A 17,493-nucleotide genomic window follows, 5' to 3' on the forward strand; every position below is an offset into this window, starting at 1 on the left:
GGCGGCCCGCCACGCGCGGCCGGCCCCCGTCGGCAGGGGAGTGAACCTGGTCCGGTCGTGTGGACGAGGAGGTCTGGCGCGTCGGTCGCCTCACGTAGGCTGCCGCCGTGACCGGACCGAGCCCGACGCCGCCCCTGCCGGGAGGCGGGGACGGCGTGCCGGTGGTCGCCCACGGCGGGCGGCCGGCCCCTGATGGCGGGCTGTTCCTGGCCCTCGAGGGCGGTGACGGGGCGGGCAAGTCGACCCAGGCGGACCGGCTGGGCGCCTGGTTGGCCGGGCACGGCCACGAGGTCGTGCGCACCCGGGAGCCGGGCGGCACGGCCCTGGGCCGGTCGCTGCGCGAGCTCGTCCTGCACGGCGAGGACGGCTCGGTCGTGCCCCGGGCCGAGGCGCTGATCTTCGCCGCCGACCGGGCCCAGCACGTGGCAACGGTCGTCCGGCCGGCCCTGGAACGGGGCGCGGTGGTCGTCAGCGACCGCTACCTGGACTCCTCGGTCGCCTACCAGGGGGCCGCCCGCGCGCTGGGGCACGAGGAGGTCCGTGCGCTCTCGCTGTGGGCGGTCGAGGGCCTGCTGCCGGACCTGACGATCCTGCTGGACGTCGACCCCGGGGAGGGGCGCGCGCGGCGCGGGGCGCAGCACGACCGGCTCGAGCGCGAGGCCGACTCCTTCCACGACCGGGTGCGGCAGGGCTTCCTCGCGCTCGCGGCGCAGGAGCCCGAGCGCTACCTCCTGCTCGACGCCTCGCGCCCGGCCGACGAGCTGGCCGAGGAGGTGCGCGCGCGGGTGGACGTCCTGCTGCGCAGCCCGGAGGGGGCACCGTGAGCGTCTTCGACCAGCTGGTCGGCCAGGCGCGGGCGGTCGCGGTCCTGCGCCGCGCCGTCACGGTCCCCGCCGCCATGACGCACGCCTGGCTGGTGACCGGTCCGCCCGGCAGCGGGCGCAGCGTGGCGGCCCGCGCGTTCGCCGCCGCGCTGCAGTGCGAACGGACCGACGACCCCGGCTGCGGCGAGTGCCACGCCTGCCGCACCGTCCTGGCCGGCAGCCATCCCGACGTGTCCCTGGTGTCCACCACCGAGACGTTCATCCGCGTCGACCGCGCCCGCGAGCTGGCGCTCACGGCGGCCACCCGTCCGAGCACCGGCCGGTGGCGGGTCCTGGTGGTCGAGGACGCCGACCGGCTCAACGAGCAGGCCGCCGACGCCCTGCTGAAGTCCCTGGAGGAGCCGCCGCCGCGCACCGTCTGGGTGCTGTGCGCCCCGACCGCCGACGACCTGATCGTCACCGTGCGCTCCCGGTGCCGGCGCCTGCAGCTGGGGACCCCTCCGGTGGACGCGGTCGCCGACCTGCTCGTGGGCCGGGACGGGATCGACCCGGCGATGGCCCACTACGCGGCCCGGGCGGCCCAGAGCCACGTGGGCATCGCCCGCCGGCTGGCGACCGACGAGCACGCCCGCGCACGGCGGCGGGAGATCGTGGCCATCCCCGCCTCGCTCGCTCACCGGCGTGGGGGCCGCTCTGCGGGCGGCTCAGGACCTCGTCGCGGAGGCCGGCGAGGGGGCCGAGACCATCTCCACGCAGCGGGCCGAGGCCGAGCGCCGTGCGCTGCTGACCCAGCTGGGGGCCGACCCCTCGGCCCGCAGCCAGCCGCCGGCCGTGCGCAGCCACCTGCGCGACCTGGAGGTCCGGCAGAAGCGAGAGACCCGTCGTCAGCAGCACGACAGCATCGACTCGGCGCTCACCGACCTGGCCTCGGTCTACCGCGACGCCCTCATGCTGGCCACCGGCGCGCCGGTGGAGCCGGTCAACGCGACCGAGCCGGAGCAGATCCAGCGGCTGGCGCGTTCTCTGTCACCGGAGGGCCTGCTCGCGGCGCTGGAGGCGATCACGCTGGCGCGCGGCCGGCTCGTGGCCAACGGGGCGCCCCTGCTGGTCCTGGAGGCGATGATGGTGGCCCTCGTCCTGCCCGACCGGGCAGGGACGCGGGCATGAGCGCCGCCTCCTCCACCGCCGGACCTCGACCCATCGGCACCACCCGCCCGGAGCCCCGGGCGGACGGACGGAAGGACACCCTCCCCGTGGCCCCACGGCTCACCACCCCTGGACGATCCGCGCGCCCGGGCGGCGTCATCCCCCGACGCGGGCCCGCCGGCGCCGCCCGTCCGCGGGCCGGTGCGGCGGCCGTCGCCGCCCTGGCGCTCCTGCTGGCGGGCTGCACGCCCGGTGCGGACGAGGAGGAGCCGGACCCTGGTACCTCCGCGCCCGCCGCCACCCAGGAGTCGCAGGACGCGGGCGGCACGCAGGATCCCGCCGGGGGCACCGGCTCCGCCGAGGCGCCGGACGAGGTCGTGGCCGGCGCCCCCGAGGGCTTGGAGGAGTTCTACGGCCAGGACCTGGCGTGGAGCGAGTGCGAGACGAGCTTCGAGTGCGCCTTCCTCACGGTGCCGGTGGACTACGCCGAGCCGGAGGGCGCCACGATCGAGCTCGCGCTGCTGCGGTCGGCCGCCACCGGCGACCCGCAGGGCTCCCTCGTGGTCAACCCGGGCGGGCCGGGCGGGTCCGGCGTGGACTACGCGATGATGGCCGGCGCCGTCGTCTCGCCCGAGGTCGCCCGCGCCTACGACGTCGTCGGGTTCGACCCCCGGGGGGTGGGCCGTTCGGCACCGGTGACCTGCGTGGACGACGACCAGCTCGACGAGTTCCTGGGGTCCGACCCCTCGCCCGACGACCCGGCCGAGGAGGCCGAGGTGGAGGCGCTCCTGGAGGAGTTCGCGACCGCCTGCGCGGAGAACGCCGGCGAGCTGCTGGAGCACGTCTCCACCGTGGAGGCCGCACGCGACATGGACGTGCTGCGGGCCGCGCTCGGCGAGGAGCGGTTGACCTACCTGGGTGCCTCCTACGGCACCTTCCTCGGCACGACCTACGCGACCCTCTTCCCCGACCGGGTGGGACGGTTCGTCCTCGACGGTGCGATCGACCCCACGCTCTCCGCCGTCGAGATGGGCCTCGGGCAGGCGGCCGGGTTCGAGCGGGCCACCCGGGCCTACGTCGAGGACTGCGTCGCGGGCGGCGACTGTCCGCTGGGCGAGGACGTCGAGACGGCCATGGCCGCCATCCCGCAGTTCCTCGCCGGGCTGGACCAGGCCCCGCTCCCGGTGAGCGGCGACGAGGTCAGCGAGCTGACCGAGGGCTGGGGGATGCTGGGGATCGTCGTGGCCATGTACGCCGAGGACTTCTGGCCGATCCTCACCCAGGCCCTGGAACGGGCCCAGCAGGGTGACGGGACCCTGCTGATGTTCCTGGCCAACACCTATGCCAGCCGGGGCGCGGACGGCGTCTACCAGGGCAACGGGATGCAGTCGATCTACGCGGTGAACTGCCTGGACCGACCCAGCGAGGAGACCGACGACCTCGACACCGAGGCGGTCCGGGCACGGTTCGAGGAGGTGTCCCCGACGTGGGGCCGCTACCTCGCCGGGGACGGCGCCTGCGGCGTGTGGCCCGCCGAGGCCGCCGAGACGGTCGACGACTACTCGGCGACGGGGGCCGGGCCCATCCTGGTCCTGGGCACCACCCGCGACCCGGCCACCCCCTACGAGTGGGCCGTCGACCTGGCCGACGTCCTGGACTCCGGCGTCCTGGTCACCTACGAGGGCGACGGGCACACCGCCTACGGCCGCTCCAACGACTGCATCACCGACGCCGTGGACGACTACCTGCTCGAGGGGACGGTGCCCCAGGACGGGCTCACCTGCTGACCGGTGGTTTGGGCCCGCCGACCGGAGTCGGGTATTCTCGCTCGGGCTGCGCACGCAGCCGTGCCGCCTTAGCTCAGTCGGCCAGAGCGATTCACTCGTAATGAATAGGTCAAGGGTTCGATTCCCTTAGGCGGCTCCGCAGACAGCAGCACCCCGGGTCCTTCCGACCCGGGGTGCTGCTGCGTCTCAGCCGTGGCGTCAGTTGCCCTGACGGCTCAGCCTCGGCTGCAGGATGAACAGCCCGCGGTCGATGCTGCTGGCCGCGACGACGCCCTTCTGCCCGAAGTAGGCGTAGTTGCTCCACGTCCCGCCCTCGAACGTCGCGTTGTCGTTCTCGGGGTACATGTCGAAGAACGCCACCTCGCTCAGGCCACCGCCCGCCAGGTCACGGGTGTCGTAGACCCGCAGGCCTGAGGTGTAGTTCGAGGCGTAGGCGTACCGACCCTGGGTGTAGATGTTGTGGTCGATCGAGGTGGTGTCGTTCGCGAACGCCTGCACCTCCACGATGTCGTCGAGGTCGCTCACGTCCCACACCCGGGTGGTGGTGTTGATCCCGCGACGCTGTTCGTCGAGCTCGTCACCGTGCAGGAAGAACCGGCGGTCCGGCGTCAGCCACCCCTGGTGGCTGTAGCCGTCGTTCTCGTATCCCTCGCGCGCGATCGAGACCGGGTCGTTCTTGTCGGTGACGTCGACGATCGCGACCCGGTGCAGACCGCCGGCGCCGCTCGTGGTCGCGTTGGAGTTGAAGCAGATCTCCCGGCCGGTGTAGTCGGCGTCGGGCCCGTCGTAGACGATGCACTGGGTGTCATGGATGTAGCCGTGGTCGTCGAAGCACCCGGCGTAGGTCGGGTTCTTCGGCTCGTTGATGTCGACCATGTGCAGGCCGGTGCCGCACACGGGCGGCGGGTCGTTGGCCACGATGCTTCCCGTCGCCGGCAGACCGGCCTTGATGGTGTCACCGTCGGCCTGGCTCACCATCACTGCGGGGATGGTGATGGTGGGATCGCTGCCTCCCATGACGATGGTCCCGGGAGCGGTGTTGGCGACGACCACGGCCGACGCGCCGGCAGCCTGGGCGTTCGCCACCTTCTGGGTGAAGGCGCAGGTGCCGCGGTCGGCGATGGCGATCGCGCCGGCGGGGAAGCCAACCAGCGGACCACAGCCCTCCGCGGTGCCCGTGCCGTCGTCGACGACGGCGAAGGAGCCGGACAGGCCCTCCACCGTCGGGGCCGGTCCGAACCCGGCCCTGTTGGCCAGGTAGTCGCCGGCCGCCGACGACGGCGCGTCGACGGTCACCGTGTTGGGCAGGGGGCTGGAGGAGAACGGTCCGGCACCCACCGAGTAGAGGAAGCCGGTGTCCTCGTTGATGTTGAGGTTGTGCGCGGACCCGTGCCCGGTGTAACGGGCGTCGACGTCGTAGGTGGTGTAGGTGCCGTCCCAGTCGCGAAGCCGCGTGAGGTCGAAGACCTGGATCCCGTGGTTCGTGTGCTCGGACACGACGTAGGCGTGGTCCTGGTAGACCTTGATGTCCCGCCAGGACGAGCCGCCCGCCGTGGAGGCGGTGGGCAGGATGCCGAGCACCTCGGGCCGCTTGGCGTCGCTGATGTCGACGAAGACCGTGCCGTTGGAGGCACCGACGAGGGCGTAGTCCTTCTTGGACTTCGCGTCGGTCCACCCCCAGATGTCGTTGACGAAGGTGGTGCCGAGCTCGTTGTGCGAGACGTGGCTGAGCAGGTCGATGCCGTCGCAGGGGAAGAAGTCCGCCGCCATGCCGTCGACGCAGGGGGCTGAGGTGCCGGGCGCGTTGCCGCGCTCGGAGCCCTTGCCCTTCCCCTTGCCCACGGTGCTCGGCGTGACCCAGTCGCGGTCGTACTTGACCTCCAGACCTTCGTACTTGTAGGGCGAGGTGCTGTTGCCACCCTCGTCCGTGACCTCCGGGTGGTGGGCCAGCGCCGGAGTCATCGAGACCGCGGCCACCAGGACCGCGGACGCAGCAGTCGCTGCGAACCTTCTTCTCATCAGGGGTTCTTCTTTCTCTCGGGCCCCGGGACGCAGACACCTCTCCGTCGAGGGTCGGCAACCGCGCGTCGTTGCGTGGTGGGGGCGATCGGGAGGCTAGCAGCGGGTGTGATCTGTGTCTCCTCCAAATCTGGCCGGAGGCCGCCCCCTCCGCGGTGGTTGTCGGTGGGGACCACCCCCGCGGCGGCGGTTGCCGGCCACGCTCCATACTGGAGCTCCCGGCCCGTCCTCCGGGCCGGGTGGCGGTGGAACCGCCGCCGCCCACGGAGAAAGGACCGCTCATGACGTTCCAGGACGCCGGACCCCACCCCTTCGTCACCGACATCGAGAAGGCCACGCTCGGCAACGACAACTTCCGGGCCACGCTCTGGACCGGGACGAAGCTGCAGCTCACGGTCATGAGCATCCCGGCCGGCGGCGACGTGGGCCTGGAGGTCCACCACGACCACGACCAGTTCCTGCGCGTGGAGTCCGGGCGCGGCCGCGTGCAGATGGGACCGGCGGAGGACGACCTGGGGTTCGACGAGGAGGTCGGTGACGACTGGGTCGTCCTCGTCCCGGCGGGCAGCTGGCACAACATCACCAACATCGGCGAGGAGCCGCTGAAGCTGTACTCCCTCTACGCCCCGCCGGAGCACGAGCACGGGACGGTGCACCCGACGCAGGAGGTCGCCGAGGAGGACGAGGGGCACTGAGCCCGCGCACACCCCCGCCCCCGCCGACGGCAGCGGTGGCGTGACGACCACCACGAGCACGACGACCACGAGGAGCACGACGACCAGGTCGGTACCCGTCGTGGTCGTCGGCGGCGGTCAGGCCGGCCTGGCCACCAGCTACTACCTGCGACGCTCCGGACTCGAGCACGTCGTGCTGGACGACCAGGACCGCCCGGGCGGGGCCTGGCTGCACACCTGGCCCTCCCTGCGCCTCTTCTCCCCGGCCGCCTTCTCCTCCCTGCCCGGCTGGCAGATGCCGGGGTCGGGGGACCAGTACCCCCCGGCCGAGCACGTGGTGGACTACCTCACCCGCTACGAGGAGCGCTACGAGGTCCCCGTGCGCCGAGGGGTCCGGGTGCGGTCGGTCCTCCCGGTCGACGGCGGTCACCGGGTGCTGACCGACCGGGGCGGCTGGGAGGCCGCCACGGTCGTCAGCACGACGGGCACCTGGTCGCGCCCGTTCCTCCCGACACTGCCCGGCCTGGAGGTGTTCGGCGGGGAGCAGCTGCACTCGGCCCAGTACCGGGGACCCGACCGGTTTGCCGGCCGGCGCGTCCTGGTGGTCGGCGGAGGCAACTCCGGGGCCCAGGTCGCCGCCGACCTGCTGGACCACGCGGACGTCACGTGGTGCACCCGGACCCCTCCCCGCTACCTGCCCGACGACGTCGACGGGCGCGAGCTCTTCCGGGTGGCCAGCCTGCGGGTGCGCGGCCTGGGGGAGGGGGTCGGGGGACTGGGTGACGTCGTCGCAGTGCCGCCCGTGCGCCGGGCCAGGGACGCCGGCCTGCTGACGGCGGTCCCCCTGATGGAGCGCCTGACCCCCGACGGCGCCCGCTGGCCGGACGGGTCGACCTGTCCGTTCGACGCGGTGGTCTGGTGCACCGGCTTCCGGCCGGCCCTGGGCCACCTGCGCGGTGCCGGCCTGGGGTGGCGGGGCGGACGTCCGGTGACCGACGGCCCCACCGCCGCAAGCGTGCCAGGGCTGCAGCTGGTCGGCTACGGCGACTGGTGCGGAGCCGCGTCGGCCACCCTCGTCGGCGTGGGGCAGTGGGCCAGGCTGGCCGTGTCCCGGATCACTGCGCCCAGCCCCGCCGGGCGGTGATCACGGGGCCGAAGGGCGAGTCAGTGGGGCGAGGGCATCGGCCAGCGCGCGGTGGACAGCCCCGCGTCCTTGGCCCGCTGCACCGCCTCGTGGTAGCAGCGCTCGGCCTCCTCGCGGCCCGCCCAGTGCGCTCCCTCGACCGACTTGCCGGGCTCGAGGTCCTTGTAGACCTCGAAGAAGTGCTGGATCTCCAGCCGGGTGTGCTCGCTGATGTGCTCCAGCTCGCGGATGTTGCTCTTGCGCGGGTCGTCGGCCGGGACGCAGATGATCTTGTCGTCGCCACCGGCCTCGTCCCGCATGTGGAACATGCCGATCGGGCGCGCCGCGACCAGGCAGCCGGGCCAGGTCGGCTCGTCGAGGAGCACGAGGGCGTCCAGCGGGTCGCCGTCCTCACCGAGGGTCTCCTCGATGTAGCCGTAGTCGGCCGGGTAGCGGGTCGCGGTGAACAGCATGCGGTCCAGCCGGATCCGGCCGGTCGCGTGGTCGACCTCGTACTTGTTGCGGCTGCCCTGCGGGATCTCGATCGTCACGTCGAAGTGCATGTGCGCTGCTCTCTTCTGGTGGGTTCGGCTTAGGCTCTAGGCCCCAGTGTTCCCTATCCCGGGGACCCACGACCACGGAGGGCAGGCAACGGTGCATCGCAGGCAGGTCCGCCCCCGCACCCCGGGGGTCGTCGGGGGCGGGCGCGGGAGGTATGGCGCACGCGCGGCGGGGACCGCGTTCATGCTCGCCGCCGTCCTCGCCGGTGCGCCGGCCCTCGCCGCGCCGGACGCCGCGACCTCGACCGCGGGCCCGACCTCTGAGGCGGAGGCGCCCTCCGATGCGGGCGCCTCGACCGTGGGCCCGACCTCCCCGGAGGCCGACCCGGCCGCGACGACCTCGGCCCCCGAGCCGACGAGCCCGGCCCAGGTGCGGCCGGTGGTGGCCCCGACGGTCCGTCCGCTGGGGCAGGTGGCCGACGGGTCGGTCCCCGGTCCGGCCGGCGTCGAGGAGGCCCTCGAGGACGAGCTGGACAGCCGGTGGCTCGGACCGGCCAACCGCCGCGCCGTCACCGTGCGGGACGCGCTGACCGGGGAGCACCTGCTCGACCGCAACGCCGACCGCCTGCTCACCCCCGCCTCCACCACCAAGATCCTCGCGGCGGCGGCCGTGGTCACCGGCCTCGACGTCGAGCACACCTTCCCGACGCGCGTCGTCCGCGGGACCGGGCCGCAGGAGCTCGTCCTCGTGGCCGGTGGAGACATGCTCCTGGCCCGGGGCGCCGGCGACCCGGACTCGGTCGCCGGTCACGCCGGTCTGGGCGACCTCGCGGACCAGGTGGCCGAAGCCCTCCAGGCCGAGGGGTCGACCGCGCCGGTGCGCCTCCGGGTGGACCTGACCCACGCCGCCGGCCCGTCCGTCCTGGACAGCTGGACCGACTTCTGGGTCGCCGAGGGCTACACCGGCCGCATCGTCCAGCTGGGGCTCGAGGAGGACCGCGCCCTGCCGTTCTTCCCCTCCCCCCGCGACCCGGCCCAGGAGGCCGTGCGGGCGTTCGCGGCCGCCCTCCTCGACCGGGGCGTCCCCCTCGCCGGCGAGGGCGACGCCGTGCTCACCGAGGCCGAGGACCTGGCCGACCTGCCGGACGTCCCCGAGGTGGAGGTGGCGACCGGGGCGGGTGCGGACGCCGCGCCGGAGGACGGCGGGTCGACGCAGGAGGCGGGCCCGGCCGACGACGCCCCCGCCTCCGGGGACACCGCGGCGGGGTCCCCCGAGGAGCTGGCCGTCGTGCGCTCGGCCCCGCTGCGGGACGTGCTGGCCCTGGCCCTGGCGACCAGTGACAACGCGATGGTCGAGCAGCTGTCCCGGCAGGCGGCGGTCGCCGCCGGTCGCGCGCCCGACCGGCAGGACGTCGCCGCGTGGGTGGAGGAGACGCTGGCCCGGACCTACGGGGTCGACCTCACCGGCGTGGAGATCGCCGACACGAGCGGACTGTCGGACGGGACCATCCTCCCGGTCCGCGTGGTGGCCGACCTCCTCGTCGCCGGGGCGGACGGCAGCCATCCCGACCTGCAGGCGGTGCTGGCCGCGGGCGGGCTGCCGATCGCCGGGTACACCGGCACCCTGGCCACCCGCTTCCACCTGCCGGTGCACGGCCCGGCCATCGGCACCGCCCGGGCCAAGACCGGGTCCCTGCCCGGGGTGACGTCGCTGGCCGGGACCGTGGTGACGGCCGACGGCCGGCTGCTCGTCTACGCGCTGGGCGCCGACCGGATCGGCGAGGACGGCGCGGTGCTCGAGGCCCGCTCGGTCCTGGACGAGATCGTGGCCGAGCTGGCCCGCTGCGGCTGCTCCTGAGGGTCGGCCGCGTTCGCGCCGGCCCGCCCCACCGCATACCGTCGGGTCCATGACGACCAGCCCCGACCCGCACGGCGCCTCCCCGACCGACGACGGCTCCTCCCTGCCGGTCGTCGACGCAGACCCGGACGTCGACGCGGACCCGGGCGGCGACCGGCTCTCCGGCAGCGACCTGGTCGACTGGGAGCTCGCCGCCTCGGCGGCCCGCCGGCTGGTCCCGCCCGGCCCCAGGGCGGGGCGGGCCGAGATCGCGCAGCTCGTCGCCGAGCTGCGCTCCGCCGGCGAGCGGGCCGTCGACCCGGTCGCCACCACCGCCCGGCTGCACACGCCCCCGGGCACCCCGCCGGCCCTCGTCGTGGACCGGCCCGGCTGGATCAGCGCCAACGCTGCCTCGATGGGGGCCATGCTGGCGCCGGTGCTCGACGACGTCGTGGCCCGCAAGCGGACGGCCGACCGGGCCCGTGCCCGGGCCCGCGGTAAGGAGCTGGCCGAGGTCGGCCCCACCGCCCAGCGCATCGGGTCCACGATCACCGGCACCGAGGTCGCCGGGATGCTGTCCTGGATCTCGACCAAGGTGCTGGGGCAGTACGACCTCGCCCCCCAGGGCACCCCGCGCCTGATGTTCGTCGCCCCGAACATCCTGGCCGCCGAGCGCGAGCTGGAGGTCGACGCCGGCGACTTCCGGCTGTGGGTGGCGATGCACGAGGAGACGCACCGCGTGCAGTTCACCGCCGTCCCGTGGCTGCGCGGGCACCTCATCGAGCAGGCCCGGTCCGTCGGCGCCCGGATGATGCCCGAGCCGGACCAGCTCTCCCAGCGCCTGGGCGAGATCGTCACCCAGATCCCCGGCGTGCTGCGCGGCGACACCGACATCACCCAGGTCCTGGCCACGCCCGAGCAGCGCGAACGCCTGGCCGAGGTCACCGCCGTGATGTCCCTGCTCGAGGGGCACGCCGACGTGGTCATGGACGAGGTCGGCCCCAGCGTCATCCCCACCGTCGCCACGATCCGGGCCCGCTTCACCGAGCGGCGCAAGGGGGCCGGCGGGGTGGACAAGATCCTGCGCCGGCTGCTGGGGATGGAGGCCAAGATGCGGCAGTACCGCGACGGTGCCGTGTTCGTGCGCGCGGTCATGGACCAGGTCGGCGTGGACGGGTTCAACGCCGTGTGGACCTCGCCGCAGACCCTGCCCCGACCCACCGAGATCGCCGAGCCGCAGGCCTGGGTCGCCCGGGTCCACGGCTGAGAGGACCAGGAGCGCGGAACCGTGCCCGGACCCCACCCCGCGGTCGCCGCCACCCGGGTGGCGGTGCGCCGCACGCTGGGCGGGCTGCCGCCGTCCGGGCCGGTCCTCGTCGCCTGCTCCGGGGGAGCGGACTCCCTGGCGCTGGCCGCGGCCACGGCCTTCGAGGCCCCGCGGGCGGGGGTGTCCGCCGGGGCGGTGGTCGTCGACCACGGACTGCAGGAGGGCTCGGACCGGGTGGCGGCGACGGCGGCCTCCGCCTGCCGCGGCCTGGGTCTGGACCCCGTGGAGGTGGTGCGGGTCGAGGTCGAGGCCCCCGGCGGTCCGGGCACCGGTCCCGAGGGCGCTGCGCGCCGGTCCAGGTATGCCGCGCTGCTGGCGGCGGCGCGCCGGTCGGAGGCGGTCGCGGTGCTCGTCGGGCACACCCGGGACGACCAGGCCGAGCAGGTGCTGCTCGGGCTCGCGCGCGGCTCGGGGGCCCGGTCCCTGGCGGGGATGCCCGCCGGCCGTCCGCTCGGGGACGGTTCCCCCGTGCTCCTGCTGCGGCCGTTCCTGGGCGTCGGCCGTGCGCAGACGGCCCAGGCCTGCGCCGCGGCCGGCCTGGAGCCGTGGACCGACCCGCACAACGAGGACCCGCGGTTCGCCCGGGTGCGGGCCCGGAGGGCGCTCGGTCTGCTGGAGGACGAGCTGGGTCCCGGGCTGGTGGCCGGGCTGGCCAGGTCGGCGGACCTGCTGCGCGACGACGCGGACGCGCTCGAGCGGGTGAGCGCGTCGGCATACCAGGACCTGGGCCCGCCCCCGTGGAAGGTGGGCGCGCTGCAGGCCCTGGCCCCGCGGTGCGGCGCCGGCTCTGGCGCCGGGTGGCCCTGGCCGAGGGCAGCCCCGGCACCGACCTCACCGGCGAGCACCTGCGCGCCGTCGACGCCCTGCTCACCGACTGGCACGGGCAGGGTCCGGTCCATCTCCCGGGCGGGGTGCGGGCCCGGCGGGAGGGCGGCCTGGTGCACCTGGGTCGCCCGTAGGTGAATGACGCCGTCCGTAGTTGAATGACCACGAGCGCCGGAACGCGATCGACCCCGACACGAAGGAGCAGGCCCGTGGACGCCGAGCACATGGGTGCCGACCTGGAGGACGTGATGTTCACCGAGGAGCAGATCCAGCAGCGGCTGGCCGAGCTCGCGGCGCAGGTGTGGCAGGACTACCGCGACAAGGACGTGCTCCTCGTCGGCGTGCTCAAGGGCGCGGTCATGGTCATGGCCGACTTCGCCCGCGCGCTGCCGGGCTCGGCCGAGATGGACTGGATGGCGGTCAGCAGCTACGGCTCGGGGACCAAGTCCAGCGGCGTGGTGCGCATCCTCAAGGACCTGGACACCGACATCAGCGGCCGGCACGTGCTCATCGTCGAGGACATCATCGACTCGGGCCTGACGCTGAGCTGGATCCGGACCAACCTGGAGTCCCGGCGCCCCGCCTCGGTCGAGATCTGCACGCTGCTGCGCAAGCCGGAGGCGGCCAAGGTCGAGATCGACGTGCGCTACGTCGGCTTCGAGATCCCCAACGCCTTCGTCGTGGGCTACGGGCTGGACTACGCCGAGAAGTACCGCAACCTGCGCGTCATCGGCACCCTCGCGCCGCACGTCTACAGCTGAGCGCCGGACCCGACGACGGGGCCCGGACGGCGGTTCGCGAAGGTCCACCCGGTGGGGCGGGGCCCCCGTCCTCGGGGGTGCGCAGGAGCGCAGCCCCGGCGGCGGGTCGGTCCGCCGGGGGGTGCCCGGGGCGCCGAGCCCCCCGGGTGATGGAACACTGGCCCCCTGCCGCACGTTGTCGGCAGGAGACCCGTGCCGACACCGAACGATCAGGAGGACCGGGGCGAGCGCGTCCTACCCGCGCCGTCCCCGCCGCGACCACATGAGCACCGCCAAGCCGCGCCCCCGTCCCAAGCCCAGTCCCTGGATCTGGATCTTCCTCTTCCTGGGCCTGGGCATCCTGTGGTTCTCGCTGCTCTCCCCGAGCGCGTACACCCGCATCGACACCGTGGACGCCCTCGAGCTGATCCAGGACGACAAGGTCGCCGAGGCCGTCGTCACGCCGGACCGGGTCGACCTCACCCTCAAGGAGGGGGAGACCTTCTCCAGCCCGGACGTGCGCGAGACCGGCCAGGTGCAGGCCTACTACGTTGAGGCGCGCGGCGAGCAGATCATCACGGCCCTGGACGAGAACCCGCCCAGCGAGACCTGGACCGACGACCCGGCGCGGCCGAACGTCTTCGTCTCGATGCTGGTGAACTTCCTGCCCCTGCTGCTCATCCTGGGTCTGTTCCTGTGGCTGATGACCCGCATGCAGGGCGGGGGTCGCGGGGTGATGCAGTTCGGCAAGTCCAAGGCCAAGCTGGCCACCAAGGACATGCCGAAGGTCACCTTCGCCGACGTGGCCGGCGCGGACGAGGCCGTCGAGGAGCTGGAGGAGATCAAGGAGTTCCTCTCCGAGCCCCGCAAGTTCCTCGAGGTCGGCGCGAAGATCCCCAAGGGCGTCCTGCTCTACGGTCCTCCCGGCACCGGAAAGACCCTGCTGGCGCGGGCGGTCGCCGGTGAGGCGGGCGTGCCGTTCTACTCGATCAGCGGCTCGGACTTCGTCGAGATGTTCGTCGGGGTCGGTGCCTCCCGCGTCCGGGACCTCTTCGAGCAGGCCAAGGAGAACGCGCCCGCGATCATCTTCGTCGACGAGATCGACGCCGTCGGCCGCCACCGCGGCGCCGGCATGGGCGGCGGCCACGACGAGCGCGAGCAGACGCTGAACCAGCTCCTCGTGGAGATGGACGGCTTCGACGTCAAGACCAACGTCATCCTCATCGCGGCCACCAACCGTCCCGACATCCTCGACCCGGCGCTGCTGCGCCCGGGCCGCTTCGACCGCCAGATCGCCGTCGAGGCCCCCGACATGCTGGGCCGGCTGCACATCCTGCAGGTGCACGGCAAGGGCAAGCCGCTCGCGGACGTGGACCTCATGGCCATCGCCCGGCGGACCCCGGGCTTCTCCGGCGCCGACCTGGCCAACGTGCTCAACGAGGCCGCGCTGCTCGCGGCGCGCAAGAACGAGAAGGTCATCCACGACCCCGACCTCGACGAGGCGATCGACCGGGTGATGGCCGGCCCGCAGAAGCGCACGCGGGTGATGAGCGCCAAGGAGAAGAAGATCACCGCCTACCACGAGGGCGGGCACGCCCTGGTGGCGGCGGCGATGAACCACACCGACCCGGTCAGCAAGGTGACGATCCTGCCGCGCGGGCGGGCCCTGGGCTACACGATGGTGCTGCCGGCCGACGACAAGTACTCCACGACCCGCAACGAGCTGCTCGACCAGCTCGCCTACGCCCTCGGCGGCCGGGTCGCCGAGGAGCTGGTCTTCCACGACCCCACGACCGGGGCCGCCAACGACATCGAGAAGGCCACCGGCCTGGCCCGCAAGATGGTCACCCAGTTCGGGATGAGCGAGCGCGTCGGGGCGGTCAAGCTCGGCTCCGCCGGGGGCGAGGTCTTCCTCGGCCGCGACATGGGCCACGAGCGGGACTACTCCGAGGACCTGGCCGGGGTCGTCGACCAGGAGGTCCGCCGGCTCATCGAGGCCGCCCACGACGAGGCGTGGCACGCGCTCAACGACAACCGGGACATCCTCGACGCGCTCGTGCTGGAGCTGCTGGAGAAGGAGACCCTGAACGCCGCCGCGATCGCCGAGATCTTCACGGACCTGCGCAAGCGCCCGGTGCGGCCCGTGTGGCTCTCCTCCGACAGCCGGCACGTGCACACCGAAGGACCGGTGCTCACGGACGCGGAGAAGCGCTCGATGGCCAACGGTCAGGGGCCGGCCGCTCCGGACGGTCAGGAGCGTCCCCCGCACAAGGTCGTCGAGGTCCCGGAGGGCGGGTATGTCGACCCCGGGCACCCGTGACCCGCAGCAGCCGACGCCGGCGGGGGACCCGCCCGTCCTGAGGGACGACGGCGACGCGCCCGGCGGCCCGGTCGTCCAGGAGGTCGACCACGAGCGGATCGCGGCGGCCGTGCGCGAGATCCTCCTCGCCGTCGGGGAGGACCCCGACCGCGACGGCCTGCGGGACACCCCGGCGCGGGTCGCCCGGTCCTACGCCGAGGTCTTCTCCGGGCTGCGGCAGGACGCCGCCGACGTCCTGGGGACCCGCTTCGACGTGGAGCACGAGGAGATGATCATCGTGCGCGACATCGCGCTCTACAGCGTCTGCGAGCACCACCTGGTCCCCTTCCACGGCGTCGCCCACATCGGCTACGTCCCGGGCCGGGACGGACGGGTCGTGGGGCTGTCCAAGCTGGCCCGCCTCGTCGACGTCTTCGCCCGTCGGCCCCAGGTGCAGGAGCGGCTGACCACCCAGATCGCCGAGGCGCTCGTCGACCACCTCGACCCGGGCGGGGTGATGGTCGTCGTGGAGGCCGAGCACCTGTGCATGTCCATGCGCGGCGTGCGGCGGCCCGGGGCCCGGACGACGACGTCGGCGGTCCGCGGCATGCTGCGCGACCCGGCCACGAGGGCCGAGGCGATGAGCCTGATGACCGGTCGGAGCACGTGACCGTGGTGCCCACCGTCGCCGACCTGGTCCGACCGGGGCCGACCCGGATCATGGGCATCGTCAACGTCACGCCCGACTCCTTCAGCGACGGCGGCCGGTGGTCCGACACCGCCGCCGCCGTGGCGCACGGCCGCCGGCTGGCCGCCGAGGGTGCCGACCTCCTGGACGTCGGCGGGGAGTCGACGCGGCCGGGGAGCACACGGCCGCAGGAGGCCGAGGAGCTGGACCGCGTGCTCCCCGTCGTGACCGGGCTGGTCGAGGAGGGTCTCACGGTCTCGGTCGACACCATGCGTGCCTCGGTGGCCCGGGCCTGCCTGGAGGCCGGGGCGACCCTGGTCAACGACGTCTCGGGCGGGCTGGCGGACGAGGAGATGCCCCCGCTGATCGCCGCGACCGGCGTCCCGTTCGTCGTCATGCACTGGCGGGGCCTGCTCACCGACCCGCACGCGCGACCGCACTACGACGACGTGGTGGAGGAGGTCTGCCGTGAGCTGGAAGAGCGGGTCGCGACCCTCGCCGCGCGGGGCGTCGCCCCCGCCCAGGTGGTCCTGGACCCCGGCCTGGGCTTCTCCAAGGACGCCGCCCACAACTGGACCCTGCTGGCCGCCCTGGAGCGCGTCCTCCAGCTCGGCCACCCGGTGCTGCTGGGCGCCTCCCGCAAGCGGTTCCTGGGGCGGCTGCCCGCCCGGCCGGGCGCGGCCGTCGACGGGGCCGCGCCCCCGAGCGACCCCGCCCCGCCGACCGCGACATGGCCACCGCGGCGACGAGCCTGCTGGCCGCACGGGCGGGCTGCTGGGCGGTGCGGGTGCACGACGTGGCCTCCACCCGGGACGCGCTGGCCGTCCACGAGATGACCGAGCGGCACCGTGGCTGAGCGCGGCGACCAGGTCCGGCTGACCGGCGTGGTGGCCCGGGGTCACCACGGGGTCTTCGAGCACGAGCGGCGCGACGGCCAGGACTTCGTCGTCGACGTCGTGATCGGCCTCGACCTGCGGCCCGCCGGGACCAGCGACGACCTGGCCCGCACCGTGCACTACGGCGAGGTCGCCGCCGACGTCGTCGCGGTGGTCGAGGGGCAGCCGCGCGACCTCGTCGAGACCGTGGCCGAGGAGATCGCCGCCGTCGTCCTGGCACGACCGGCCGTCGAGACGGTCGAGGTGACCGTGCACAAGCCGCAGGCCCCGGTCGGCGTGCCCTTCGGCGACGTCGCGGTCGTCGTGCGCCGGCAGCGGGACGTGCCCGTCGTCGTCGCCGTCGGGGCCAACCTGCCCAGCGGTGAGGGCGTGGATCCCGCCCGCACCGTGCGGACGGCCGTCCGCCAGCTGCACCGGGTGCGCGGGCTGCGCGGCGTGCGCCTCTCGCCGCTCTACGTCGGTGCCCCGGTCGGAGGTGCCGCCGTGGCCGGGCAGCCGGACTACGTCAACGGGGTGGTCCTGGCCCGCACCAGCCTGGCGCCGACGACGCTCCTCGACCGGCTGCACCGGCTCGAGGAGGACCACGGCCGCACCCGGGAGGTGCGCTGGGGTGCACGCACCCTGGACCTGGACCTGGTCCAGTACGGCGACCCCGTCCTCGGCGACGACGTCCGCGCGCAGACCCCCGCCCTGACGCTGCCGCACCCGCGGGCCCACGAGCGGGCCTTCGTGCTGCGGCCCTGGCTGGACCTGGACCCCGACGCCCACCTGCGGAGGGGGGAGGACGTGCGCGCGGTGCGCGACCTCG

General features: G+C 74.2%; 14 protein-coding genes, 1 tRNA gene and 2 pseudogenes. 15 read left to right on the top strand and 2 right to left on the bottom strand.

The genetic code is table 11. The features are described from left to right. The first annotated feature begins 161 nt into the window (after positions 1–161). The 5 genes and pseudogenes from tmk (at position 162) to ACQ95T_RS02425 (ending at position 3,893) form a co-directional block, all read left to right on the top strand. Entirely contained in the window at positions 162–824 is a 663-nt protein-coding gene (tmk, locus tag ACQ95T_RS02405) for a dTMP kinase (protein WP_425940004.1), read from the top strand. Then, positions 821–1,441, top strand: a pseudogene (locus ACQ95T_RS02410) (DNA polymerase III subunit delta'); the annotation flags it as partial. The gene tmk and the pseudogene ACQ95T_RS02410, both read left to right, overlap by 4 nt. 64 nt (positions 1,442–1,505) lie before the next feature. After that, entirely contained in the window at positions 1,506–1,991 is a 486-nt protein-coding gene (locus ACQ95T_RS02415; protein WP_431473932.1) for a hypothetical protein, read from the top strand. After that, the gene (locus ACQ95T_RS02420) at positions 1,988–3,757 is read left to right on the top strand and encodes an alpha/beta hydrolase (protein ID WP_431473890.1); all 1,770 of its coding nucleotides are present in this window, start codon (positions 1,988–1,990) and stop codon (positions 3,755–3,757) included. The genes ACQ95T_RS02415 and ACQ95T_RS02420 overlap by 4 nt, the downstream gene beginning before the upstream one ends. A 62-nt stretch (positions 3,758–3,819) precedes the next feature. Then, positions 3,820–3,893 (top strand) — tRNA-Thr (locus tag ACQ95T_RS02425). 62 nt (positions 3,894–3,955) lie between these two features. Here the strand turns inward: ACQ95T_RS02425 and ACQ95T_RS02430 are convergent. After that, positions 3,956–5,776: a choice-of-anchor B family protein gene (locus ACQ95T_RS02430; RefSeq protein WP_425939075.1), complete on the bottom strand. Its 1,821-nt coding sequence runs from the start codon at positions 5,774–5,776 to the stop codon at positions 3,956–3,958. Between the two features lie 281 nt (positions 5,777–6,057). Between ACQ95T_RS02430 and ACQ95T_RS02435 the strand changes: the two genes are divergently transcribed. Further along, positions 6,058–6,471, top strand: a complete 414-nt coding sequence (locus tag ACQ95T_RS02435) for a cupin domain-containing protein (protein ID WP_425939076.1) — start codon at positions 6,058–6,060, stop codon at positions 6,469–6,471. 40 nt (positions 6,472–6,511) lie between these two features. After that, complete coding sequence (locus ACQ95T_RS02440) at positions 6,512–7,594, top strand: ArsO family NAD(P)H-dependent flavin-containing monooxygenase (RefSeq protein WP_425939078.1); 1,083 nt, start codon at positions 6,512–6,514, stop codon at positions 7,592–7,594. A gap of 20 nt (positions 7,595–7,614) precedes the next feature. On the opposite strand, the gene ACQ95T_RS02445 is transcribed toward ACQ95T_RS02440, so the two are convergent. After that, a complete protein-coding gene (locus tag ACQ95T_RS02445) occupies positions 7,615–8,136 on the bottom strand; it encodes an inorganic diphosphatase (protein WP_425939080.1) in 522 nt (173 codons plus the stop codon). Between the two features lie 91 nt (positions 8,137–8,227). Between ACQ95T_RS02445 and ACQ95T_RS02450 the strand changes: the two genes are divergently transcribed. From ACQ95T_RS02450 to folB, 8 genes and pseudogenes are all read left to right on the top strand, one after another. Further along, complete coding sequence (locus ACQ95T_RS02450) at positions 8,228–9,931, top strand: D-alanyl-D-alanine carboxypeptidase/D-alanyl-D-alanine-endopeptidase (protein WP_425939082.1); 1,704 nt, start codon at positions 8,228–8,230, stop codon at positions 9,929–9,931. A 49-nt stretch (positions 9,932–9,980) separates the two neighbouring features. After that, positions 9,981–11,177: a zinc-dependent metalloprotease gene (locus ACQ95T_RS02455; RefSeq protein ID WP_425939084.1), complete on the top strand. Its 1,197-nt coding sequence runs from the start codon at positions 9,981–9,983 to the stop codon at positions 11,175–11,177. 21 nt (positions 11,178–11,198) lie between these two features. After that, on the top strand, positions 11,199–12,200 hold the full coding sequence (gene tilS / locus ACQ95T_RS02460) for a tRNA lysidine(34) synthetase TilS (protein ID WP_431473489.1): 1,002 nt from the start codon (positions 11,199–11,201) through the stop codon (positions 12,198–12,200). Positions 12,201–12,271: 71 nt separating this feature from the next. Next, on the top strand, positions 12,272–12,823 hold the full coding sequence (hpt, locus tag ACQ95T_RS02465; protein WP_425939087.1) for a hypoxanthine phosphoribosyltransferase: 552 nt from the start codon (positions 12,272–12,274) through the stop codon (positions 12,821–12,823). Between the two features lie 262 nt (positions 12,824–13,085). After that, positions 13,086–15,122 (top strand): ATP-dependent zinc metalloprotease FtsH, encoded by a 2,037-nt coding sequence (gene ftsH / locus ACQ95T_RS02470; protein ID WP_425939089.1) that lies wholly within the window; start codon positions 13,086–13,088, stop codon positions 15,120–15,122. After that, positions 15,100–15,771 (top strand): GTP cyclohydrolase I FolE, encoded by a 672-nt coding sequence (gene folE / locus ACQ95T_RS02475; RefSeq protein ID WP_425939091.1) that lies wholly within the window; start codon positions 15,100–15,102, stop codon positions 15,769–15,771. Before ftsH ends, folE begins: the two co-directional genes overlap by 23 nt. A gap of 2 nt (positions 15,772–15,773) precedes the next feature. Beyond that, positions 15,774–16,625, top strand: coding sequence for a dihydropteroate synthase (gene folP, locus ACQ95T_RS02480; protein WP_431473490.1), 852 nt, complete (start codon positions 15,774–15,776; stop codon positions 16,623–16,625). 51 nt (positions 16,626–16,676) lie between these two features. Then, positions 16,677–17,384, top strand: a pseudogene (gene folB / locus ACQ95T_RS02485) (dihydroneopterin aldolase); the annotation flags it as partial. Between the last annotated feature and the right edge of the window lie 109 nt (positions 17,385–17,493).

This window comes from Ornithinimicrobium carbonis (genome assembly GCF_050703245.1).
Classification (GTDB): domain Bacteria; phylum Actinomycetota; class Actinomycetes; order Actinomycetales; family Dermatophilaceae; genus Ornithinicoccus.